Annotated in this window: 26 protein-coding genes; 24 read left to right on the top strand and 2 right to left on the bottom strand. The window is 35.0% G+C overall.

Features of this window, described 5'->3' with window-relative positions; all coding sequences use genetic code 11:
• The first annotated feature begins 5 nt into the window (after positions 1–5).
• The 4 genes from hemN (at position 6) to PUH65_RS04265 (ending at position 4213) form a co-directional block, all read left to right on the top strand.
• Positions 6–1364, top strand: coding sequence for an oxygen-independent coproporphyrinogen III oxidase (gene hemN / locus PUH65_RS04280; protein ID WP_305518534.1), 1359 nt, complete (start codon positions 6–8; stop codon positions 1362–1364).
• Positions 1365–1487: 123 nt separating this feature from the next.
• On the top strand, positions 1488–2000 hold the full coding sequence (locus tag PUH65_RS04275; protein WP_305518533.1) for a GNAT family N-acetyltransferase: 513 nt from the start codon (positions 1488–1490) through the stop codon (positions 1998–2000).
• 107 nt (positions 2001–2107) lie between these two features.
• Positions 2108–2545 carry a carboxymuconolactone decarboxylase family protein gene (locus PUH65_RS04270; protein WP_305518532.1) on the top strand — a complete coding sequence of 146 codons (438 nt, stop codon included), beginning with the start codon at positions 2108–2110 and terminating at the stop codon, positions 2543–2545.
• Between the two features lie 111 nt (positions 2546–2656).
• The gene (locus PUH65_RS04265; protein WP_305518531.1) at positions 2657–4213 is read left to right on the top strand and encodes a bifunctional UDP-sugar hydrolase/5'-nucleotidase; all 1557 of its coding nucleotides are present in this window, start codon (positions 2657–2659) and stop codon (positions 4211–4213) included.
• Positions 4214–4216: 3 nt separating this feature from the next.
• Here PUH65_RS04265 and PUH65_RS04260 read toward each other — a convergent pair whose 3' ends face one another.
• The gene (locus PUH65_RS04260) at positions 4217–5503 is read right to left on the bottom strand and encodes an OFA family MFS transporter (RefSeq protein WP_305518530.1); all 1287 of its coding nucleotides are present in this window, start codon (positions 5501–5503) and stop codon (positions 4217–4219) included.
• Between the two features lie 530 nt (positions 5504–6033).
• Between PUH65_RS04260 and rlmF the strand changes: the two genes are divergently transcribed.
• The 20 genes from rlmF (at position 6034) to PUH65_RS04160 (ending at position 23323) form a co-directional block, all read left to right on the top strand.
• Positions 6034–7026, top strand: coding sequence for a 23S rRNA (adenine(1618)-N(6))-methyltransferase RlmF (gene rlmF, locus PUH65_RS04255; RefSeq protein WP_305518529.1), 993 nt, complete (start codon positions 6034–6036; stop codon positions 7024–7026).
• Positions 6969–7553 carry a GNAT family N-acetyltransferase gene (locus PUH65_RS04250; protein WP_305518528.1) on the top strand — a complete coding sequence of 195 codons (585 nt, stop codon included), beginning with the start codon at positions 6969–6971 and terminating at the stop codon, positions 7551–7553. The genes rlmF and PUH65_RS04250 overlap by 58 nt, the downstream gene beginning before the upstream one ends.
• A gap of 247 nt (positions 7554–7800) precedes the next feature.
• Complete coding sequence (locus tag PUH65_RS04245) at positions 7801–8367, top strand: hypothetical protein (protein WP_305518527.1); 567 nt, start codon at positions 7801–7803, stop codon at positions 8365–8367.
• Between the two features lie 174 nt (positions 8368–8541).
• Positions 8542–9183 (top strand): hypothetical protein, encoded by a 642-nt coding sequence (locus PUH65_RS04240; RefSeq protein WP_305518526.1) that lies wholly within the window; start codon positions 8542–8544, stop codon positions 9181–9183.
• A 133-nt stretch (positions 9184–9316) separates the two neighbouring features.
• The gene (locus PUH65_RS04235) at positions 9317–10534 is read left to right on the top strand and encodes a tRNA modification GTPase (RefSeq protein WP_305518525.1); all 1218 of its coding nucleotides are present in this window, start codon (positions 9317–9319) and stop codon (positions 10532–10534) included.
• A 157-nt stretch (positions 10535–10691) separates the two neighbouring features.
• Entirely contained in the window at positions 10692–11267 is a 576-nt protein-coding gene (locus PUH65_RS04230) for a pentapeptide repeat-containing protein (protein WP_305518524.1), read from the top strand.
• Between the two features lie 203 nt (positions 11268–11470).
• Positions 11471–11896, top strand: a complete 426-nt coding sequence (locus PUH65_RS04225; RefSeq protein WP_305518523.1) for an META domain-containing protein — start codon at positions 11471–11473, stop codon at positions 11894–11896.
• 141 nt (positions 11897–12037) lie between these two features.
• Positions 12038–14320 (top strand): TonB-dependent receptor domain-containing protein, encoded by a 2283-nt coding sequence (locus tag PUH65_RS04220; RefSeq protein WP_305518522.1) that lies wholly within the window; start codon positions 12038–12040, stop codon positions 14318–14320.
• Between the two features lies 1 nt (position 14321).
• Positions 14322–14810, top strand: a complete 489-nt coding sequence (locus tag PUH65_RS04215) for a thioredoxin family protein (protein ID WP_305518521.1) — start codon at positions 14322–14324, stop codon at positions 14808–14810.
• 106 nt (positions 14811–14916) lie between these two features.
• Complete coding sequence (gene tpx, locus PUH65_RS04210; RefSeq protein WP_305518520.1) at positions 14917–15414, top strand: thiol peroxidase; 498 nt, start codon at positions 14917–14919, stop codon at positions 15412–15414.
• Positions 15415–15505: 91 nt separating this feature from the next.
• Positions 15506–15919: an SRPBCC domain-containing protein gene (locus tag PUH65_RS04205; RefSeq protein WP_305518519.1), complete on the top strand. Its 414-nt coding sequence runs from the start codon at positions 15506–15508 to the stop codon at positions 15917–15919.
• 65 nt (positions 15920–15984) lie between these two features.
• Positions 15985–16398 carry an SRPBCC domain-containing protein gene (locus PUH65_RS04200; protein WP_305518518.1) on the top strand — a complete coding sequence of 138 codons (414 nt, stop codon included), beginning with the start codon at positions 15985–15987 and terminating at the stop codon, positions 16396–16398.
• 46 nt (positions 16399–16444) lie between these two features.
• Positions 16445–17305, top strand: a complete 861-nt coding sequence (locus tag PUH65_RS04195) for a VOC family protein (protein ID WP_305518517.1) — start codon at positions 16445–16447, stop codon at positions 17303–17305.
• 21 nt (positions 17306–17326) lie between these two features.
• Complete coding sequence (locus tag PUH65_RS04190; protein ID WP_305518516.1) at positions 17327–17752, top strand: SRPBCC domain-containing protein; 426 nt, start codon at positions 17327–17329, stop codon at positions 17750–17752.
• An 18-nt stretch (positions 17753–17770) separates the two neighbouring features.
• Positions 17771–18211, top strand: coding sequence for an SRPBCC domain-containing protein (locus tag PUH65_RS04185; RefSeq protein WP_305518515.1), 441 nt, complete (start codon positions 17771–17773; stop codon positions 18209–18211).
• A 111-nt stretch (positions 18212–18322) separates the two neighbouring features.
• Positions 18323–18748, top strand: a complete 426-nt coding sequence (locus PUH65_RS04180; protein ID WP_305518514.1) for a hypothetical protein — start codon at positions 18323–18325, stop codon at positions 18746–18748.
• Complete coding sequence (locus PUH65_RS04175) at positions 18745–19389, top strand: DnaJ domain-containing protein (protein ID WP_305518513.1); 645 nt, start codon at positions 18745–18747, stop codon at positions 19387–19389. Before PUH65_RS04180 ends, PUH65_RS04175 begins: the two co-directional genes overlap by 4 nt.
• A 401-nt stretch (positions 19390–19790) precedes the next feature.
• Entirely contained in the window at positions 19791–22649 is a 2859-nt protein-coding gene (gene gcvP, locus PUH65_RS04170) for an aminomethyl-transferring glycine dehydrogenase (RefSeq protein ID WP_305518511.1), read from the top strand.
• Positions 22650–22757: 108 nt separating this feature from the next.
• Positions 22758–23009, top strand: a complete 252-nt coding sequence (locus PUH65_RS04165) for an AbrB/MazE/SpoVT family DNA-binding domain-containing protein (RefSeq protein ID WP_305518510.1) — start codon at positions 22758–22760, stop codon at positions 23007–23009.
• Entirely contained in the window at positions 23003–23323 is a 321-nt protein-coding gene (locus tag PUH65_RS04160; RefSeq protein ID WP_305518509.1) for a type II toxin-antitoxin system PemK/MazF family toxin, read from the top strand. Before PUH65_RS04165 ends, PUH65_RS04160 begins: the two co-directional genes overlap by 7 nt.
• A 178-nt stretch (positions 23324–23501) precedes the next feature.
• Here the strand turns inward: PUH65_RS04160 and PUH65_RS04155 are convergent, their stop codons facing one another.
• Positions 23502–24599, bottom strand: a complete 1098-nt coding sequence (locus PUH65_RS04155) for a hypothetical protein (protein WP_305518508.1) — start codon at positions 24597–24599, stop codon at positions 23502–23504.
• Between the last annotated feature and the right edge of the window lie 43 nt (positions 24600–24642).

The raw sequence follows: 24642 nt of genomic DNA, 5'->3' as shown, positions 1-24642 counted from the left end.
AATAAATGAATTCTTTAATCGATAAATACAATATTCCCGGCCCTCGATATACTTCTTACCCAACCGTTCCATTTTGGGACGATGCGAGTTTTACAAGTGAACTTTGGCAGCAGTCGGTCATTAAAACTTTTAATGCAACCAATGATTCGGAAGGGATTTCAATTTATATTCACCTGCCATTTTGTGAACAACTTTGTACATTCTGTGCGTGCCACAAAAGAATTACGAAACAACATTCTGTAGAAACTCCTTATTTGGAATCCGTTTTAAAAGAGTGGGATTTATATATTAAATTATTTGGCAGAACTCCAAAAATTAAAGAATTGCATTTAGGTGGTGGAACACCGACTTTTTTCTCGCCTGAAAATTTAAGAATTTTACTGGAAGGTATTTTTGCCAAAGCAGATATCGCCGAGAATCCGCAATTTTCATTTGAAGGACATCCAAACAATACGACCAGAGAACATTTGCAGACTTTATACGATTTAGGTTTTCGCAGAGCCAGTTTTGGTGTTCAGGATTACGATCTTCAAGTTCAGAAAGCCATCAACAGAATTCAGCCTTTTGAAAATGTAAAGAATGTGACAGATATGGCGCGGGAAATTGGCTACGAAGGCGTTTCTCACGATTTGGTTTTTGGACTACCTTTTCATACTTGGGAGAAAATGGAATACACGATTCGTAAAACTTTAGAATTGAAACCCGACCGTTTGGCGTTCTACTCTTATGCTCACGTGCCTTGGATTAAAGGGGTGGGACAGCGAGGTTTCGATGAAAATGATTTGCCAAGTGGCGAAGAAAAAAGGAAATTGTATGAAAACGGAAAAAAATTATTAGAAGAATTGGGTTATATCGAAGTAGGAATGGATCACTTCGCTTTGCCGCACGACGATCTTTATCAGTCGATGGTTTCGGGAGATATTCACCGTAACTTCATGGGTTATTCCTCCAGCAAAACACAATTAATGGTTGGTTTAGGAATGTCGGCGATTTCAGATTCCTGGTATGCTTTTGCACAAAGCAATAAGAGTGTGGAGGAATATCAGAAACTGGTCGAAGATGGAATTATTCCAGTTGTTAAAGGACATATTCTGAATGAAGAAGATTTGTTAATCAGACAGCATATTTTAAATTTAATGTGCCGTTTAGAAACATCATGGGATTTACAAACCAGTTTCCCAGAAATCGAAAATGCCTTAGAATCATTAAAAGAAATGCAAGCCGATGGATTGGTTGAGATTTCAAATAACACCATAAAAATCACAGACAAAGGTCGCGCATTTACTAGAAATGTCGCAATGACTTTTGATTTAAGAATGCTTCGAAACAAGCCCGAAACCCGGATTTTTTCCATGACCATATAATGTAAAAAGCGATTTGAAAGAGTCGCTTTTTTTGTTTAATGATATTGGAGTTCGATCATTTTTTGGTTAATCTTTTGTTTGATTATCTTTAAGAAAATAATTATTTATAAAAAATTTCTTTCTATGACTATAACTAATAGCACTCTCGATGATATTTCAGAAATCTTCAGGCTTTATCAACTCGCAACCGATTATCAAAAAATCACTTTTCCCGGAAATGTCTGGCCAGAATTTGACCAAGATTTTATCGCCACGGAAGTAGTCGAAAACAGACAGTTCAAAATTGTGATCGACCATAAAATAGCTTGCATTTGGGCAATCACTTATAACGATGCACAAATTTGGGAAGAACGCGAAAACAATGATGCAATCTATATTCATCGTATCGCCACCAATCCGGAATTTAGAGGAAATAATTTCGTAAAACTCATTGCGGAATGGTCGAAAGAATTTGGTAAAAAAGAAAACAAAAAATTCATTAGAATGGATACCTGCGGACAAAATGATCGCTTAATCAACCATTATAAAAATTGTGGCTTTAATTTTCTAGGAATGAAAAAGTTGAAAGATTCTTCTGAATTGCAAGCGCATTATCAAAATGCAAATGTTTGTTTTTTTGAGATAGAACTGAAGTAAAAACCTTATTTAATAGGATTGATTGATATAGGCCGAGCCTAAATCTGATTTTTTCTATGCTTTTAAATAAATTGTTAGGTCAAATTTAATTTTAAAATTATAAAGAAATGGAACCCAGAATAAATGTCTCAAAAGTAGATCCCAAAGCCTACGAAGCCATGATTGGTTTAGAAAAATATCTTGCGCAAAGTGGTTTAGATGAAATCCTTTATGAACTCATTAAAACCAGAGCCTCGCAAATGAATGGTTGTGCCTATTGCATTAATATGCACACAAGAGATGCGATCGAACTTGGAGAAACACCACAGCGATTATTTCTATTAAATGCCTGGCGCGATACCGAACTTTTTACAGAAAAGGAAAGAGCAGTTCTGGCCTTAACAGAAGCAATGACTTTAATTACAAACGGTCATGTCCCAGACGATGTTTACAAAGAGGCCGAAAAACAATGTACACCAAAGGAACTCGCCGCAGTAATCATGGCAGTTGTCGCCATCAATGGTTGGAATAGAATTGCCATTACCACAAGATTGTCTTTAGATTAAAATTTTTAATTATTATTTTTTTCCAGCAGACTTTAGGATGAAGAGGGCATTTTTATTCTTAATTTGTGGGACTGATTATTAATTAATATCTTGTATCTCAAACAAATACCTATGAAAACAAGATTTCCTTTCTACGCTTCAATTCTTGCCTTGGTTTTAGTTTCCTGTAAAACGGTAACAATTCCTTCAAATGCAATCGTGGACGATGGTAAAATAACCATCACTTTTGTCCAGATCAATGATGTCTATGAAATTGCCCCAATGCAAGGTGGCAAGGTTGGCGGAGTAGCACGGGTCTCCACTTTAAAAAAAGAGGAACTCGCCAAAAATCCTAATACTTTTATGGTAATGGCAGGTGACTTTTTAAGTCCGTCCGTTTACAACAGTTTGAAATATGAAGGCAAAAGCATTCGCGGAAAACAAATGGTTGAATCCTTAAATTCTGCCGGGTTAGATCTTGCAGTTTTTGGAAATCATGAGTTCGATATTAAAGAAGCAGAACTTCAGGACAGGATTAATGAGTCAACGTTTAACTGGGTCGCTTCCAATACTTTTCATAAAACAAAATCAGGCATCGCTCCATTTGTAAAAACAACTTCGTCCGGTAAAGAGCCTTTCCCGGAAACTTATATTATGGAAGTTCAGGATCAGGACGGTACCAAAGCAAAAATCGGATTTATCGGATTGACTTTACCCTTTAATAAAGCAGATTATGTCTCTTATACCGATGAATTTGAGGCTGCTGAAAAATGGTACAATCAATTAAAAGAATCTTGCGATGCCGTTGTTGCGCTTACCCATCTCGCCGTGGAGGAAGACAGTGTTTTAGCACGTCGACTTCCGGGACTGGCTTTGATTATGGGCGGACATGAGCATGATATGCAGTTTAAAAAAATAGGCGATATTTATATTACAAAAGCACATGCAAACGCAAAGTCGGCTTACGTAAATTACCTCACCATCGATGTGAAAAATAAAACTACTTCTGTTGTTCCCGAATTGAGAATGATTGATACGACCGTTGTAGAAGATCCTGAGACGGCTTTGGTCGTAAAAAAATGGATGGACATTGGTGAAAAAAATTATGAGGCGCTTGGCTTCAATGCAAAAAGAGTCATTCGAGAAGAAGGTGAACCTTTAGATGGTCGGGAAGAAATGATTCGCAGCGGCAAAACAAATTTAACCCGCATTGCAGTTTCAGCCATGGAAAAAGCCGTTCCTACTGCGGATGTGGTATTGCTGAATTCCGGTTCAATTCGCGTTGATGATGTCCTTCAAATGCCGGTAACGGAATATGATATTATTCGAACTTTGCCTTATGGTGGTGCGATTATGGAAGTTGATATGCGCGGAAATTTATTAACTAAAGTTTTAGAAGCGGGAAGAAATAATGTCGGTTCCGGAGGATTTCTACAATATTCATCGTCTGTCAATTATAATCCAGCAACAAGAACGTGGACTTTGAAAGATGCGCCCATCAATCCGAAAAAATCCTATCATGTTGCACTTGCAGATTTTTTAATGACGGGTGGTGAAGCGAATATGGGCTTTTTAAATAAAGACAATCCAGACATCATTAAAATTTATCCAACTCCTACAAGTTCTACTGATTTAAGATCTGATTCAAGGTTGGCAATCATTAAATATATGGCAGAATTGGGGAAATAAATTCTATTTATTATTTTTTGAAATAATGGTTTTATTGCTTAGAAATAAAGTAATTAAAAATCCTATACTCAATAAAATAATTCCGGTCAGATAAGTTCTTGGGCCAATTAATTCTGGATTCGTGGTGTAGGAATCGCGAATAAAAGCAGCGACTTGTGGTCCAACAATTCCACCAAATGACCAGGCAGTTAAAATAACACCATACATTACTGGCATTAATTTTTCCTTAAAAACATCGAGGATATACGACGGCATTGCACCAAATCCTCCGCCGTAGCAGAGTAGGATATAGCAGACTAATACTCCGAAAATCCAAGGATTACTGGTCAACATCAATAAAATAAAAACGATTATTTGTGAACCCAAAAGCAAACGGAAAACTTGTATTCTTCCCAGTTTATCCGATAATCCGCCCCAAAGAAATCTACCGATTCCATTAAACAAAGAACTGATGGCGATGAGTGTTGCACCGGCGATTGCAAGATTTTCCACATTCATTTCCGGATTTTTTAAAAGAAGTAAATCCTGCATCATTGGAGATTGCATGCTGACAAACATAATTCCGGCGGAAATGTTTAAAAAGAAAACCAACCACATTCCAATGAATTTTTTAGAAAGTACACTCTGTTTTAAGGTTAATTCATTTTCAATTTCTTGATTGAATTTTTTGTTTTCAGGAACGATATATCCTTCAGGAATAAAACCAGGCGATGGATTTTTCATGGATAAACCTGCGGGAATCCCAATGAGCAGAAGGGCTAAAGAAATGTACAGAAAAGTCTGAACCATATTTCCATCTGTTATTTTGATGAAAATCGGAGCAATAAATTTCGACATCATGAGTGCACCTAATCCAAAACCCATGACGACCATTCCGGTAATAAATCCTTTTTTGTCGGGAAACCATTTCGAAACCGTGGCGACAGGCGTTACGTAACCTAAGCCTAAACCGATTCCGCCAACAAAGCCGAAGCCAAAATAGAAGAGAGGTAAACTGCTGATCGACATTGCATACGCACTTATTAGATATCCAAAGCCGTAAAGCAGTACTCCGATTGTGGCGAGTTTTCGTGGACCAAATTTCGGCAAAATCAATCCACCTAATGCGGCAGATAAACCCAGGAAGAGAATCGCAATACTAAAGATCCACATGGTTTGCACGTTGGTCCAGCCATATTCCAGCATGATTGGTTTTTGAAAATAACTCCAGGCGTAAACCGTTCCGAGTACGACCTGTAGCAACGTTCCCATGATTGCAATGAACCAGCGATTTGAATTTTTGTTTTGCATCAACAGCGTTTTTGTTTCGATAGTAAATTGAAGTTTAGTACATGACAGAAAAAACATTATTGAATTTTTTAACCACAAAAGTCACAAAAACAGAAAGTATAAAAACATACTTTTAAAGTTAAAATAAGTGGAACGCTATTGCATTCACCCTTTTTAACCTTTAATACGAGGTTTTTTTAATCTTCAAAGTGGAAAAACTTTTGTGCCTTTTGTGGTTAATTATTTTTTGTGATGTACTAAAAAAATCAAGTTTAAATTTACCGCTATTTCCTGCAAAACCATTTTTAGTCAATATGATTTTATACATGTTAACACCGATTTCTTGGTTTGGTTTTTTGATGAATTAGAAAATATAAAGTGAATTCCAACTTTTATTAAATAAATTTAAAAGATGTTTTAATTGAATCCGTGAACATAATTATTGGTAAACATGTTTGTTAGGATTCGTAAATACTTTTTTCGTTCTTTGCACTTACGAAATTGAAGATTTTGAATCATCAAAATTTCATCAAAAAAAATCAACTTTAATTATGTCAGCAGAAAAAAATATACAAGAAAAAGTAAGACTTCATATCCGAAATAAAAATCGGGAACGATATGATTTAGATGCTTTGAAAATCGCAGTTCCTGAATTAGCAGATCATATTACCACGAATAAATATGGCGCAGAATCAGTTGATTTCGCAAATCCTGTTGCTGTTAAATTGCTTAATAAAGCGTTACTGAATCATTATTACGGAATTAAAAACTGGGATTTCCCCGAAGATAATTTGGTTCCGCCAATTCCGGGTAGAGCAGATTATTTACATTATATGGCTGACTTGTTAGGTCAAAGTAATTTTGGCGATTTGCCCGAAGGAGATAAAATTACAGTTTTAGATATTGGTGTGGGCGCAAGTTGTATTTACCCAATCATCGGTGCTGCAGAGTACGGCTGGAATTTTATTGGGTCTGATATCAATGAAGATTCTGTGGAATCGGCAAGAAATATTGTCAATTCAAATTCAAATCTTGAAGGGAAAATCGACATCAGATTACAGGAAAATTCAACATCACTTTTCAAAGGAATTTTAAATACCGACGAAAAAATAGATTTCTCGATGTCTAATCCGCCTTTTCATTCTTCACCTGAGGAAGCGCAAAAAGGAAGTCGCCGAAAAGTAAAAAATCTTTCAGGTAAAAAAATAGTAAAAGTTGAACTGAATTTTGCCGGAATCAGCAATGAATTAATTTACGAAGGTGGCGAATCGAAGTTCATTCACAGTATGATTATCGAAAGTCAGGACTTTGCTAAAAATTGTTTTTGGTTTACCACTTTAGTTTCGAAACAATCGAACTTAAAAGGGATTTATAAAACCTTAAATGAACTGGAAGTTGCTCAGGTAAAAACCATTCCCATCGGAACCGGAAATAAATCAAGTCGAATTATCGCTTGGTCATTCTTATCTAAAGAAGAACAAAAAGAATGGCGAGAAACGAGATGGAGAACGGCAGAAGAGAAGCCGGAATCAATAAGCGAATAGGCTTTCCTATCTGGATTTTTAATTTAATCAAAATGAATTTACCTCCTTATCAAAAATTCCCAGAGTTAATTTCAGATACTATTGTTCTGCGAAATATTCAGCAAGATGATATCGCAGATCTGGTTGAAATATCTTTCTATAATGCCCGTCCGGCTTCTACCACTGAAGATGCCGCGGAAATGCAGAACAAAATTAATTTAGATTACCAAAATGGCTCATCAATTCACTGGGGAATTGCAGATAAAAAGACGAATAAAATATTGGGAACATTAGGCTATTATCGTGGATTCGAAAATGGAGTAGGAGAACTTGGTTGTGTTCTAAAACCTGAATTTCGGGGAAATGGGTTGATGACTGCGGCGATTCAACTTGCAGTTGAATTTGGAATTAACGAGATGGGATTAACCAAAATCGGTGCGGTTACATCCAAAGAGAATGCTCCTGCAATTCAACTTTTGGAACGTTTAAATTTTATTAAAACTAAAGACCTCGACGATGATGAAATTGAATATCTGTTTGTTAAATAAACGATTATCCTAATTGCTGAAATCTCTTTCAACAATTTTCATCCATCTTTAACAAAGAATATCTTTGCAAAATGATTGTAATAATTAGTACAGGTTTATCTGGTTTTTTAACCACTTTCTGTTTGAGAAAAGTGTTTAAATTAACAATTTAACCGCGAATAAATTCTAAAAACAGCAAATCTTTAATAATCACAGTAAGTTTTAAAAACATTTTTTTTAGTATTTTAGTTCACTAAAAAATCATCCTATGAAAAGACTTTTATTTACTATTTTCTTATTGATTACGATTTCTTTATTTAATGCGCAACCACCGATTATAAAAGAGACGCTGAATAATCCTTTAAAGCCAACCTATCAAAATTTCAACAACAGAAAGCAAACGCTTCTTGAAAAGGAGATCATTATTCTGGGAGAATTTAAAGGTTTGACCATTGAAAAAATTACATTGAAAGATACTTCCAATCAATCTTCGCTGTCGGTTTTAGGTTTAATGACTTTCAGCGAAACCTTCGATCAGATCTCAAAGAAAACAACGATTCTGGAAAAAGAGGATTTGTCTAAATTTATCGATGCTTTAGAAAAACTGGAAAAAAATACTTCTACAAAACCTGAGAATGAAACCAAATTCAAATATTTAACTTCAACAAATATTGAGGTTGGAAGTGTTTACAATCAAACTTTAAAAAATTGGGAGCATTATCTGAAAATCCCACAGTCCACTTTTAATCAAACTGGCATGGGATTTAAGACCATTGAATTAAGAGATTTCATAAAATTATTGAAAAAAGCAGAACAGCATTTACAGAAGCAATAGTTGAGTAAATTTTAAAAAGTCCATCGATTTGATGCCTCTATTTTTACTTTCTATTTTTCTATTTTCTACAATGTTAATCAGTTTCAATATTGTAAGGGAAGATTCTTATACGTAAGAAAACTTGTGAATTTTGCAATGGCAAAGATTAATTTTCAGCAACAATCTATCTAATAAATGAAAAGAACTTTATTATTTTTAACTCTATTCTTATCGATTTCAGTTTTTGCTTGTAAATGTAACGAGCCAACCATAAAATCTTCTTTTGAATCTGCAGATTTTGTTTTTATTGGAGAAGTTTATGATGTGAATACCACGTATAAAACGGGATATATGGAAGTTGAAAATGCATTGTCCAGAGTCAAAATTGATCAAATTTATAAGGCTCCCGGTGATAATTTCAAAAGTACCGAAGTTACCTTTTTCGGTCAGCAGTTTAATTCCTGTGATTTAATGTTTCGGACGAAAGGGAAGTATTTGATCTTTGCTTACATCGAGCCAGATACCACCTTTTTTTATTCTTCGCATTGTTTAGCAACGAAAATACTTAGTCAGGTAAGCGCATCAGATTATCAGTTATTAGAGGATTTGCAAAAGGAATATATAAAAGAAATGAATGCTGAAATTCCTGAAGATTATGTGTACTCGATCGAACTTAGAAGTCCAGATAAAATTATTAATGACCTTAAGTTTCAGAATAAACAAGCCTTAGCAGAAAATAAGAATCTGAAAATTTATTTGATTCTTTTAGCCGTTTTGCTATTCATAAGTTTGATCGTTTTAGTATTAAAATTATTAAGAAAAAAGAAAAATCTCTAGCGCTATTTTTTTCTAATTTATAGCAATATTAATTGTAATTTATGTCCTTTAAAGTTATCTCTTTTCTGTGAATAGAAAAGAGTTTTTTATGCGTAATCAATCAATTAAAATACTGCTTAACTAATTCAACTTTATGAAAAAAACAACTTTACTTTTTGCCCTACTTTTTACGGTTATTTTGTCTGCACAAATCAGATTTGAAAAAGCCTATTACATCGATAATGCTAATAATAGAGTCGAAGGTCTCATTAAAAATGTTGACTGGAAAAATAATCCCGCTTTCTTTGAATATAAATCAACAGCAGATTCCGACATTAAAACAGTCACTGTAAAAGATGTGAAATTATTTGAAATCTATGACCAGTCGAAGTTTGTGAGCAGTACAGTTGATTTTGATAAATCCAGTATTAACATTAGAAACTTAAGTGAGAGTAAAGAGCCAGAATGGGTGCAGCGACAGTTGTTTTTAAAACAAATTGTAAGCGGTCCGGCGAATTTATATCTGTACGCAGAAGGGAACGATAACAAGTTTTTTTATCAAAAAGGAGATGATCAAATTAAACAGTTGATCTACAAACCTTATCAGGTTGAACTCTATCAAATAGGCTACAATGAATCCTACAAACAGCAATTAACAACTGCTTTGGCTTGTGGAACGATGAATAAAAACCAAATCAATAATACGCCTTACCAACAGAAAAATTTGGTTGATTTATTTACGAAATATAACCAATGTTCTGATCCAAATTACGAGGTTATTGAAGTAGAGAAAAAACCAGGGAAAGTAAACCTGGCAGTTCGCCCAAGAGTTAATTTTGCTTCTTTGCAATTGAGAAATTCTACAGCCAGCGATCTTTTTGATTTTGGAAACACCACAGAATTTGGAGTTGGAGTAGAGTTAGAATATGTATTTCCTTTCAATAAAAGTAAGTGGGCAGTTATTCTGGAACCTACTTATAGAACCTATAAAGCAGAAACGATGACCGAGCCTTACTATATGGCAGGAAACAAATTGTTTGCTTTTGCTGATTATAATTCGATTGAAATACCGATTGGAATTCGCCATTATATGTTTATTGATTCGAAATCAAAAATATTTCTCAACGGCCAGTATATCTTTGATGTGGCTTTAGATTCGTCCCTGAAAGTGCTGCGTGCTGATGATTCGTTAAGTCAAGATATAGATGTAAAGGCTTATGCTAATTTTGCCTTTGGTGCTGGATACAGTTACAATTCTAAATATGGGGTTGAAGTTCGATATTTTACAAGCCGTAATATTGCCAGAGGATATGCGAATGTAAACAGTTCTTATAAAAATGTATCGCTCATTTTGAGTTATAATCTTTTTTAAAATCTTAAACTGGAGTTTTAAAGAAAATTTGAATAGGAAACATTTCTTATTCAAATTTTCTTTTTAGGGTACTAAGTTGCTACAGTCGAAAAGAACTAAATCACTAATTTTGCAGAACTTTTTAAAAAGTATCATTAAAAAATAACGAAGCAGATTTATGTCGCACGCATTTTTCCAAGACCACACTTTTGACAAACTCGATTTTACCCAAGAACCTTTACTTAAAGGCGAATATGAAAACTGCACTTTCACCAATTGTAATTTTGAAGAAACCAATCTCACCGAATTCAAATTCATCGATTGTGAATTCCGAGATTGTAATTGGAGTTTAGCACAACTTCATGGAACGGTTTTGCGCGAGGTTAAATTCAAAGACTGTAAAATGTTGGGAATTCAGTTTGAGACCTGCAATGACTTCGGACTTTCCTTTTCGTTTGAAAATTGTCAGGTGAATCATTCGACTTTCTTCCAGATGAATATTAAAAAAACCATTTTCAGAAATTGTCAGTTACGTGAAATCGACTTTTCAGAAAGCAACTTGACCAATGTGATTTTTGACAACTGCGATCTGGCGCAAGCCATTTTCATCAATACCATTTTAGATAAAGCAGATTTTCGTACGGCTTATAATTACTCGCTTGATCCCGAAAATAACCGAATTAAAAAAGCCAAATTTTCAATCTTAGGAATTTCGGGACTTTTAGATAAATATGATATTGTAATTGAAGAATAAGAAAATTATTTTAAATATTAAACAGTTGTTTAATGTTCTTGCGCTCATAACGTTACCTGTTAATAAAGAAAAATTGATTCAGTTTTTCTTTTTTTTCTTTTAAACTAGCATGATAGTTGTACCCGTTGACGAACAGAAAGAATGTTTCTTTTAAAGGAGATTCATGTCAAATTCTGTAATAATCTCAAAAAAATAAAATTCTTATGAAAAAGCAAACATTATTATTAATCGCATTCATTTCAGTATTTCTAATGTCATGTTCAGCAAATATGATGGGCGACAGTTCAAAATTATATGACAATGCATGGGAATTAGAATATATTACTGGACCAAGAATCACGTTCCAGGGATTATTTCCAGATGAAAAACCAGCGATCACTTTTAACAAATCAACAAATACAGTTTCTGGAACTACGGGTTGTAATGGTTACAACACTGATTATACGCTGAATGGAAAGATGATTTCGTTTGCCGTACCTGCAACTACAACCATGAGATATTGCGGTGATGGGGAAGTAGTATTTTTGAAATCAATGAGTGAAGTTACCAGTTATAGAATGACCACTGATGGTAAACTGGAACTTTTAATGAATGACGTCGTTATGATGAGGTTCAAAAAAGCAATGTAATTAAAAACACACTTTTTAAATATTTGAGCAGGATTAATTTCCTGCTTTTTTTGTTTAAAGTTAAATGATATTCTTTTCTAATTTATTTGTTAGATTAATCTAACTTTAGTAGTTTTGCATGCATAACTTAAATATTTTTTAATGAGAAGAAGATTTTTATCTTTTGGATTTTTGATGATTGCAGGTTTTTACTTTGCACAAAATGCATCAATTACCGGTCAACTTACCGGAGAAGGAATACCAAAAACTGCTGTCGGCGTTTATTTAGAAGGAACAGATTATTCTGCATTTTCCGATAGTTTGGGTGTTTATAGATTTACAGATATTCCGATTGGGACTTATAAAATGAAATCCCGATTAGATGGTTTCGTGCCATTTACAAAAACGGTAAAACTAAAAGAAGAAGATCTTACCGTTGATATTCCATTGATTTCAAATGAAAAATCAACCGATATTGAAGATGTTGTGATTACAGGAACTTTAAAAGCCGTGCGCAGATCTGAAAGTCCCGTGGCGGTGGAAGTTTATTCGCCAACTTATTTTAAGAAAAATCCAACACCGAATATTTTCGATGCTCTACAAAATGTAAATGGAGTTAGGCCACAACTGAATTGTAATATTTGTTCCACCGGAGATATTCATATTAATGGTTTAGAAGGCCCGTACACCATGGTTTTGATTGATGGAATGCCGATCGTAAGTTCACTCGGAACCGTTTATGGAATGTCGGGAATTCCAAATTCATTGGTAGAAAGAATTGAGATTGTTAAAGGTCCGGCCTCTTCTCTTTATGGAAGTGAAGCAGTTGGTGGCTTAATTAATATTATTACTAAAAACCCAACAAATGCACCTTTATTTAATGCTGATTTATTTTCTACAACTTGGGGAGAATATAATGTAGATGTTGGTTTTAAATTTAATGCGGGGAAAAAAGCGCAAGTGCTCACCGGAATTAATTATTTTAATTATCAAAATAAAAGCGATAATAACCACGACAATTTTACCGATGTTACTTTACAGGATCGAATTTCCGTATTTCAAAAATGGAATTTCCAACGGAAAGAAAACCGTTTATTTACCGTAGCCGGTCGATATATGTACGAAGACCGATGGGGCGGCGATATGCGTTGGAATAAATCTTATCGGGGCGGCGATGAAATTTATGGTGAAAGTATTTATACCAACCGCACAGAATTATTTGGAAATTATCAGTTGCCGGTTAACGAGAAAATGTTTTTCGGATTCTCTTTGGTGAATCACGATCAAGACAGCCGTTATGGCGAAACTTCTTATATCGCAAACCAAAAAATTGCTTTCGGTCAGTTGACTTGGGACAAGAAATTAGGAAATCACGATTTGTTGGCAGGTGCAGCAGTTCGTTATACTTACTATGACGACAATACCGCCGGAACATCAAACGGATTAGGAGAAAATGAGCCCGAAAAAACTTGGCTTCCCGGAGTTTTCATTCAAGATGAGATTGCTTTAGCCGAGGATCATAAATTGCTTTTAGGTTTCCGCTATGATTACAATAATATCCACGGAAATATTTTTACGCCGCGGATGGCTTATAAATGGTCCATCAATCAAAATAATATTTTTAGACTGAATGTCGGAACGGGATTCCGAGTGGTGAATCTCTTTACCGAAGATCATGCTGCTTTGACTGGAGCAAGAGATGTAATTGTTTTGAATGATTTAAAACCGGAGAAATCCTATAACGCCAACCTCAATTATATTAAAAAAATGTATTTCGGTACTGGTTCTAATATGACTTTAGATGCCAGTGCTTTCTATACGTATTTTACCAATAGAATTGTACCTGATTACGAAACAAATACCTCTCAGATTATTTATGATAATATTGATGGACATGCAATCAGTAAAGGTTTCAGTTTGAATTCAGAACTTAATTTTTCTAATGGTTTAAAATTTATTTTAGGGGGAACTGTAATGGAAAATACCATTACAACAAATGGATTTACAGAACATCAGATCTTAACCGAAAAATTTATGGGAACTTGGGCAGTTTCTTATAAAATCAGACCTTGGAATACCACCATCGATTATACTGGAAATATTTACAGTCCAATGCGTTTGCCTTTGTTAGGCGAGTTAGATCCAAGGAAACCTTATTCGCCGTGGTGGAGTATTCAGAATATTCAGTTCACTTACAATGGTTTTCAGAAATTTGAAATCTATGCAGGCGTAAAAAACATTTTAAATTGGACTCCCAATAAAGGAAATCCTTTTATTATTTCCAGAGCCAATGATCCATTTGACAAAGAAGTCGAGTTTGATTCAAATGGACAAGCAATCGCAACACCTGGGAATCCTTATGCCTTAACCTTTGATCCTAATTATGTTTACGCACCCAATCAGGGAATCCGTGCGTTTTTAGGAGTCAGATTTAATATAAAGTAAGATGATGAAATCACTGTTAAGTTTACAAAAAACGATTTTTATTGTATTATGTTTTTTGAGTTCAATGATGGCTTTTTCACAAATGAAAAGCCATCCTCTTGAGCGTGTTGAGCAGTTGCAGAAAATAGAACAGAAAAATGTAGTGGTTTTCCTTCATACCGATTGGTGCAATTACTGTAAAGCGATGCAGAGTAAAACTTTTAAAGATAAAAACGTGCAGCAATTATTAAGTGAGAAATTCTATTTCGCTGATCTTAATGGTGAAGAAAAAGAAGAGATCAACTTTGCAGGAAGTGTTTTCAGATTTCATCCAACCGGCTTTAAAACGGGTTATCATGAATTAGCCGCATCTTTAGGAAATATCGAGGGTCAAGTTTCTTATCCGACTTTGGTAATTTTAAATCCAGAGAATGAAATTATTTTTCAATACAATGGCTTTATGTCCGCAAATCAAATCGTCGGAGTTTTACAAAAAATTGAAAAAGGATAATATCTTTTACCCAATGAATACATTTAATTAAGATTAATTTAACTTTCAACATTCCTTGATTGATGAAAATTTTCCTAATTTTGAATCAATATAAATAAATAAAATTATGGCAAATATTACATTACATGGCAACCCAGTTCACACAATCGGTAATTTACCTGAAGTAGGAAGTTCTGTTAAAGACTTTAAATTAGTGAATGTTGATTTAAAAGAACAAACCAACCAAGATTTTTCTGGTAAGAAAACCATTTTCAATATTTTCCCAAGTATCGATACGGGTGTTTGTCAGGCTGCTGCAAGAAAGTTTAATGAAGAGGCTTCTGGTCTTGAAAATACAGTAGTGTTAAATGTTTCTAAAGATTTGCCTTTTGCCTTAAACCGCTTTTGTGCAGCCGAAGGTTTGGATAATGTGGTTAATTTATCAGATTACCGCGGGACTTTTGGTGATGATTATGGCGTTAAAATTTCAGATTCTCCAATGGCAGGTTTGTTAAGTCGTGCCGTAATTGTGGCAGATGAAAACGGAAAAGTGCTATTTACAGAACAAGTACCGGAAATTGCACAGGAACCGAATTATGAAGCGGCTTTGAACGCTTTAAAATAACCCCAGAATAATTGATAGAAATTCTTGTCAGGTCTAAAAACTGACAAGAATTTTTGTTTAATGATAGTACTTATAATTAAAATTTGGACCTATGGAACCTATAAAAATAGAAATAACAATTTTGAAACCCGTTGAAAAAGTATGGGAATGTTTTACCCAACCCGAACACATCGCTCAGTGGAACTTTGCCAGTGAAACCTGGACTTGCCCAAACGCCGAAAATGATTTGCAAATTGGCGGCGAATTCAATTACCGTATGGAAGCAAAAGACCAAAGTTTCGGTTTTGATTTTAAAGGAATTTACGATGAGGTTGACCCTTTTGAAAAAATTAGTTATCATTTAGAAGATGGCAGAACAGTAAAAGTCCTTTTTGAAAGAATTGATGAATCTACAACGAAAGTAACCGAGATTTTCGAACCCGATCCGTCAGAACCTATGGAAATGCAACGGGAAGGTTGGTACGCAATTCTTGATAATTTTCATAAACATGTAGAAAATCATTAAACACCTATTTCTGCAATTTTAGAAAATTTAAAAATTATTCCGTATTTTTATAAAAAATAATCTATATGGAGCCCATAACTATTAACATTACAATTCTAAAACCCATTCAAAAGGTTTGGGATTATTTTTACAATCCAAAGCATATTGTAAAATGGAATTTTACCACTCCGAACTGGCATTGCCCAAAAGCCGACATTGATTTCCGCGAAGGTGGTTCTTTTGATTATCGATTAGAATTTAAAGATAAAAGTTTCGGATATAATTTCTCTGGAAATATTCTGGAAATTAAAGATAAAGAATATGTAAAAAGTACTTTGACAGACGGCAGAACCATTGAAGTCATTTTTAAAAAAGTGGATGAAAATGCGACAGAAGTTATTCAGGTTTTTGAACCGGAAGAGCAGTATTCCAGAGAAATGCAGCGAACAGGTTGGTATGCAATTTTAGACCGTTTCCATAAATATGTCGAGAATAATTAATACATTTAACAGCATTTTTTAATGCTGTTTTTTTAATTTAAAAAATATGAACAATAATATATTCCCGTGCCTTTGGTTCAATGGTAACGGAAAAGAAGCAGCCGATTTTTACTGCGAAACTTTTGGTGGGAAAATTACCGCTGATACTCCTGTCGTTTTAAATTTGGAATTATTTGGGCAAAAACTGATGTTTCTTAATGCCGGTCCACAGTTCGAAAAAAATGCCTCTATTTCTTTCATGTTTATTTGTGATACCGAAGATGAGGTTCAGAAATATTGGGAAAAACTTTCTCAAAACGGAACTGTTTTAATGGATCTGGGCGAATATCCCTGGTCGAAAAAATACGGTTGGGTTCGTGATCAGTTTGGCGTAACCTGGCAAATTAATTTATCAGATAAAAAAAGTGAGCAGAAAATTATTCCAACATTGATGTTCATTCATCACAACAACGGAAAAGCGCAGAAAGCCATGGATTTTTATACTTCGGTTTTTCCTGATTCTAAAATTGCAGGTGTTTTAAAATATGGAGAAGGAAATGAAAGTCATGAAATCGCTCAAAATGTTCAGCATGCTCATTTCGAGATTGATGGTTATTCGCTCTTCTGTATGGATAATTCTTACGATCATCAGTTCGATTTTAATGAAGGAATTTCTATGGTCGTCATGACAGAAGATCAAATACAGACCGACCATTTATGGGATTCACTCATTGCAGATGGCGGCCGACCGTCGATGTGCGGTTGGTTGAAAGATCAGTTCGGTGTTAGTTGGCAAATTGTTCCTAAACGGTTATTAGAACTAATGAATGATTTCGATCACCCACAAAAAGCCCAAAAAGTAGTAGAAGCCATGATGGGCATGCAGAAAATTGAGATTTCAGATTTAGAAAATGCTTACAATTCGTAGAAAATTAGAAACAGTAAAGACATGAAACTCTTAGTTTTTAAAATACAGATTACCGCTCCGGCCGAGAAAGTTTGGGAGGTGCTTTTTACTCAGGATTCTGAACGAAATTGGGCTTCTGCATTAAATGAAGGAACTTATTTTGAAGGAAATTGGGAAGAAGGAAGTACGATGCGGTTTCTTGACCAGGATAATAATGGTATGTATAATTTAGTTACAAGAAATTATCCGGGTAAGGAATTGGCGATGAAACATTTAGGTTGGATTTTAAATGGAGAATTAAGTCCCCAGAATTGGGAAGATCCAACAGTAACTTATATTTTAGAACCCAGCGAAAGCGGAACGCTCTTATGTGCAGAAGTAAATTCTTTAGATGAATTTGTAGATTTCTTCAATTCTAAATATCCGCAGAATTTTGAGAAAATAAAAGAACTTTCAGAGAAAGAATAAGAATTTAAATTGAAAATTATGGAAACTTTAAATTACGAAATTCATATCAATGCGCCCATTCAGAAAGTTTGGGATTTGCTTTGGGATCAGGAAACCTACCCAATTTGGACCCAGTTTTTCATGCCGGATTCTCAAATGAAATCCGATTGGAAAATAGGCGGAAAAACCTACTTTCTGGATAAAGCCGGCAATGGCATGGTCTCGACCATTGAAAGTTTAGATGAACCGCATGAAGTTGTTTTCCGACATTTGGGAACGCTAAAAGATGGAGTAGAAGATACCGAAAGCAAAGAAGTGAAAGACTGGAGCGGTGCTGAAGAGAAATATTTTCTGCGATCCATTGATGAAAACACAACAGAAGTCCGCGCGATAACTCATATTAATGGTGAGTATGAGGAACATATGAACAACGGTTTTAATCAAGGTTTTGCGATGCTGAAAAATCTTGCCGAAAGCTAATGAAACTATTATCCATTAGTGCTGTAACATTTGTTCCTGCGTTAATTGTCCCCAGATTAGTATTCCGTTTTTGAGACTTTCTCTTTTCTGGGAGTTTGGTAATGGGTGTTCATGGTTTTTACAGGTGTCATTCATTTTAAATATCAGAAAGGAATGGTGATGATGATTCCTGAGATCATTCCGGCAAAAATGTTCCTCGTTCACTTCACGGGAATTTTAGAAATTACTGCCGGAATTGGTTTGATGATTCCCGCGCTTCGGGAAAGTACGGCATTTTTGTTGCTATTGTTTTTCATCGTAATATTTTTTGCGAATATCAATTCTTCTAAGAAACATATCCATCTTTTTAAAGCAGATTTTACCGGACAGGAAATGGCTTATCTGTATAAAGAACGGCTTCCCATGCAAATCATGCCGATTGCATGGCTTTGGTTTTTTGGGATTTATTTTGGCTCATATCAAAGGCGGAACACTTTTAATTTCTTACTTTTGCTGTTCCAATTACGCAGGCCGGAATACGCTGCCCGATTCGCATGAAAAATTACTATTATTTTCTCGGTGTCAAAGAAAATGCTTCAGAAGAAGACATCAAAAAAGCGTACCGCAAACTGTCCTTAAAATACCATCCCGATAAAAATCCTGACGACGATTTTTTCGAAATCCGTTTCATGGAAATTAAGGAAGCCTATGAAATGCTCATCGATGCTGAAAAACGCAGGATCTACGATGATAATTTAAGTCACCAAGAAAGAAGTTACCGACCGAATCTGCCGCCTGCCATCAAATCTTTTACGGTAAATAAAGTGCGTGTTCAAAAAGGGGAAGAAGTGATTGTTTCGTGGCAAACTCAAAATGCGGACATTGTGAAAGTCTTACCATTTGGTTTGCAGAAAGGTTATGGTGAGAAAATAATCAGGATTACAGAGTTTCAGGATGGAAAGTTTCAACTGTTATTGCATGTGACCAATTCACTATTGAATAAAACAATCGTTCAGGGAATTACGATTTCAGAGATCTTCGAGAATAAAAGTGAGGAGTTTAGAAGTGATGTCGAGAATTTATTTAAACCGGAAAAACCTACCAGAACTAATCCTCAAGGAATGTCCAGAGGTGCCCGAATTTTTCTGTTCCTTCTTTTTATTGCCATCATTATCGTAGCAATTTTTAAGAACAGATAATTTAAAATTTCTTTAGAAGAAACTTAAACCATTTTAAGACGTCCGGGACATTTTTTGCATCTTTTTCCTTTCTTAAATTTTTTACAGCAATTCTTTTTACCACAAGACAGTTCCTCTTTAATTTCACTAAAGGGCATCAGGGGCGATACTTTAAAAGGGATAATCTGACCATTCATGTTGCAAATGTAAATTTAATTTAGAATAAATCAAAATAAGAAATGTTAAAATTATAAAACATTTTTTTTGGGTAAGATATATTTTAGAACGTAAAGTCTTGTACCATTTGCAGATCAGCAAATCGGTCAATCATCTTAACTAAATGAGATTTATCAATTGTGGTAATGCGTAAAAATTTGTATTTTTACGAACCTTTATTTCAGAAATAAATCTAGTAAATATATATGAATACCACACAATTTGTAAATCGCCACATTTCTTTGAATGAAGCCGATACACAAGCAATGTTAGAGAAAGTAGGCGTTGCGAGTTTGGAAGAATTAATTGGTCAAACCATTCCGGATTCTATTCGGTTAAAGCAAGAACTCAACATTTCAGAGCCACTTTCGGAGCAGGAAATGTTAGCACATTCCAAAGATCTGGCAAGTAAAAATCTGATGTTCGATAACTATATCGGTTTCGGATACCACAACACTGTTTTGCCAAGTGTTATACAACGTAATATTTTAGAAAATCCTTCCTGGTACACGGCTTACACGCCTTATCAGGCAGAAATTGCGCAGGGTAGATTAGAAGCACTTTTAAATTTTCAAACCGTAGTTTGTGATTTAACAGGTTTCAAAATAGCAAATGCTTCACTTTTAGATGAATCAACTGCTGCGGCTGAAGCAATGCACATGTTCTTTGAAAGCAGAACCAAAGATAAAAAAAAATCTGGTGCACAGAAATTCTTTGTTTCAGATTTAGTATTTCCACAAACGATTGCTGTTTTGAAAACAAAAGCGGAAGGTTTAGGAATCGATGTTATTGTGGGCAACCATAAAACGCATCAATTCAATGATTCTTATTTCGGAGTTTTATTGCAGTATCCGGGTAAAAACGGAATTGTTTTAGATTATTCAGAATGCATTCAATACTACAAACAATTTGAAATACAAGTTGTTGTTGCGTGTGATCCAATGGCTTTAGTGAAATTAAAATCACCTGCAGATATGGGCGCAGACTGTGCCGTAGGAACTACACAACGTTTCGGAATCCCGATGGGTTACGGTGGTCCTCATGCTGCATTTTTTGCCTGTAAAGATGACTACAAAAGAGATCTTCCGGGTAGAATTATCGGAGTTTCCCAAGATGCTTATGGAAAGAGAGCCTTAAGAATGGCGCTTCAAACAAGAGAGCAACACATCAAAAGAGAAAAAGCAACTTCGAACATTTGTACAGCACAGGTTCTGTTAGCCGTAATGGCAGGAATGTACGCTGTTTATCACGGACCAAAAGGCCTGAATTTTATTGCCGATCAAATTCATTTTAAAGCGATTGCCTTAAGAAACGGATTGGCTACTTTGGGTTATGATATTGTAGAAGAACCAATTTTCGATACCGTGAAATTCAGAATTCATGAAGATGATAAAACCAGGTTAATGCGCGTTATGCGGGACCGAAAAATAAATCTTAATTATTTCTCAGAAGGTATCGTAAGTATCTCTTTAAATGAATCTTCAACCATGGCAAAAGTTCAATATTTATTTGATGCTTTTGCAGGATTTTTAGACAAACAAAGTTTTAAACTTATCTTTAAAGATGAGGTTGAAATTCCACAGGAATTTTTAAGAACCGACGAAATTCTAAAAGAAGAAGTTTTCAACAAATACCATACAGAAACCGAATTGATGAGATACATCAAGCGTTTGGAAAGAAAAGATCTTTCGCTTACGCATTCGATGATTTCACTCGGTTCTTGTACCATGAAACTGAACGCTGCAACGCAAATGTTGCCTTTATCTTGGTCAGAGTGGGGAAGTGTTCACCCATTTGTACCAACTGAACAAGCCGGAGGTTATCAGTATTTAATTAAAGAATTAGAAAAAGATTTAGCAGAAATCACAGGTTTTGCCGGAACTTCATTGCAGCCAAATTCTGGTGCGCAGGGAGAATATGCGGGTTTAATGGTGATTCGTGAATATCACAAATCCCGCGGCGAAGGTCACAGAAACATCGCTCTTATTCCGCAATCTGCACACGGTACCAATCCTGCCTCTGCCGTAATTGCCGGTATGAAAGTAGTGGTGGTGAAAAATCTTGAAAACGGAGAAATTGATTTCGAAGATTTAAAAGCAAAAGCCGAATTGCACAGCAACAATCTTGCTGCAGTAATGATTACCTATCCTTCAACTTACGGTTTCTTTGATGATAATATTATTGAAATCACAGATTTGATTCACTCCCACGGTGGACAGATTTATATGGATGGCGCGAATATGAATGCCCAGGTCGGCTACACTTCACCAGGAAATATTGGTGCCGATGTTTGTCACCTGAACTTACACAAAACCTTTGCTATTCCTCATGGTGGTGGTGGTCCTGGAGTTGGTCCGATCTGTGTTGCCGAACATTTGGTGAAATTCTTACCGAGCAATCCAAACATTAAAATCGGAACCAAAGAATCAATTGATGCCATTTCTGGAGCGCCTTACGGTTCTTCTTTGGTTTTAAATATTTCTTACGCTTACATCAAAATGTTAGGAACTTTTGGTTTGAAAAAAGCGACAGGTCATGCGATTCTTAATGCCAACTATTTGAAAGAAGTTTTAGGAGAGCATTTCCCCGTTCTTTATTCGAACAGAAAAGGAAGAGTTGCGCACGAATGTATCATTGATTTCCGTCAGTTTAAACCACTTGGAATTGAAGTTGCCGATGTTGCAAAGCGTTTGATGGATTACGGTTACCACGCTCCAACAGTAAGTTTCCCAGTAGCAGGAACCTTAATGATTGAGCCGACTGAATCTGAAAGTAAAGCAGAATTAGACCGTTTTGCTGAAGCATTAATTTCAATTAAAAGAGAAATTGATGAAATCGCAGAAGGTAAATATGATACCGCAAATAACGTTTTGAAAAATGCACCGCATACAGAACAGGTCGTGATTTCCGATACTTGGGACAGACCATACAGCCGTGAAAAAGCGGCCTATCCTTTGGACTGGGTTCGTGATCAGAAATTCTTCGCATCCGTTTCCCGTGTTGACGAGGCGTATGGCGACAGAAATTTAGTGTGTACCTGCGCACCAATCGAAAGTTATATGTAATCAAAAATTCATAAAGACAAAATTCCTGAAAGTGATCTTCAGGAATTTTTTTTTATTTAATTTTTGCTAATGTTATAATTTTGTTATAACTTTAATAAAATATTTTTTATGAAAACTAAATTAAGGAAAATAGGAAACTCATCAGGAATCATTCTAAGTAAAAGAATCTTGGAGCAACTTGATATTGAGGACGAAGATGAATTACAATTGGTGGTTGAAGATGGCAAAATTTTAATTGAAAAAGTATCAGATGTGCGAACGAACTGGAAAGAGCAATTCTTGCAAGCAGGATCTTTGAAAGATAATGATCATGAAATGACTTTTTCTAATCAATTTGATGAAGAAGAATGGACATGGTAAAGAGATTTGAAATCTATTTTGTAGAATTTGATCCTACAAAATGTTCTGAAATTAGCAAGACAAGACCCGGCGTAATTCTGTCGCCTGATGAAATGAATGAAGCTTTAAATACTGTAATCATCGCACCTTTAACTTCTACTCTGAAAAATTATCCTTCCAGAGTAAATTGCCTGGTAAAGAATAAGAAAGGGCAGATTGCATTGGATCAAATTCGGTGCGTTGATAAATCCAGACTTAAAAATAAATTAGCTAAACTTTCAGAAAATGAGCAAACTGAAGTATTAGAAATTTTGCAGGAAATGTTTTCGAAATAATTTTATTTTTTATTTGGGCAGACATTTCCGCCTTCCACTCCCGCTTTTTTATTCCACTTCATTCCATAAAAAGAGCTCCGTTCAAGTCGGGCTGCAAGATCCCGCTTCTAAAAAACCTGGGGTTTTAATATTAGTTTTATATTTCTATCAACTATCAACTATCAACCATCAACTATTCTCACATCCCAAATTCCACCGTATACTTTTTATCAAATTTCCATTTACCATTAACAAATTCGGCAGATAAAGTTCCGTCGCCACTTGGGTCAGAAAAATCGGTGAAGTAAACGTCATCGTAGTTTTTATACGTTTTCATCTTGCTGTATTTCCCGGGGAAGAAATGATCCAAAACATCCTCTTTTATCGGTGCTTTCTCGGTCGTATTATAAACCAGAACTTTTATATTTTTTGGATTAATCGCTTGGAAATATTCGCAGTTGGTAAGAATCTCTACAAATGAATATTTTGATGATGATTTCGGATGGTCAACTAAGGTTTCATACATCGCTGTAAATTTATCAGTACCCGATTTATACTTAGGATTAGCATCATTAAAGTCAGAAATTTCGTCACCATCCGTATCTGCAGCATTTGGATTTAATCTTACGAATTTTTCAAACAAATCATTGAAACCATCTTTGTCACTGTCTTTTTTAATATCATTTAAATTAATGGAAAACTGAACGCCATCTTTAATCACTTCATATTTTGGCAACATCGGAACTCTGGATAAACGTTGAATATCAACCAAAGTTCCATTCATTACAAAATGATTTTCCAGCAGAAATTTTTGGTCTTTCCCGTAAAAATTAGGCAGATAAACGTTCTGGGTTAATCCTAAAAAGTAAGGTTTGAAATCAGAATTATTTTTTTCAATAATCCACAATCCATATTTATTTTTGGCCAAAGCATAATTTTCTTGAAGCGATAAATACTTAAATTCCGGTAGGGCTGCAATCCATTCTGCAAATTTCTTCTGATATTCTGGAGAGTCAAAATAGTTCTTTTCTGTTGCCTGGAGTGCTTCCGTAGTTTTTAAATCGTAATTAAATTTTTGAAAATCCGTAAGATCTGTCATTTTAATATGAGCCGGCAAATTTCTCAGAATTTCTTCGTGCGTAGGAGGATCCGTTGGTTTTACGGCATCATCGTAATTAATTCCTTCGTTGAGTATAAAGCATTGTTGCTCGGTGTTTTGTTTGGAGTCAATCTTAGTCTCGGAACTTTTATTACAGGACAATAGGATAAAAGGCAACAGCAAAATATAAACTTTCATATTAAAAACTTTTATTAGTTAAATTTAAGACTTATTTTTGGGT

Source organism: Kaistella sp. SH40-3 (assembly GCF_030686865.1).
Classification (GTDB): Bacteria; Bacteroidota; Bacteroidia; order Flavobacteriales; family Weeksellaceae; genus Kaistella.
The sequence above is the reverse complement of the archived record's forward strand: the minus strand, read 5'-3'. Positions and strand labels throughout refer to the sequence as shown.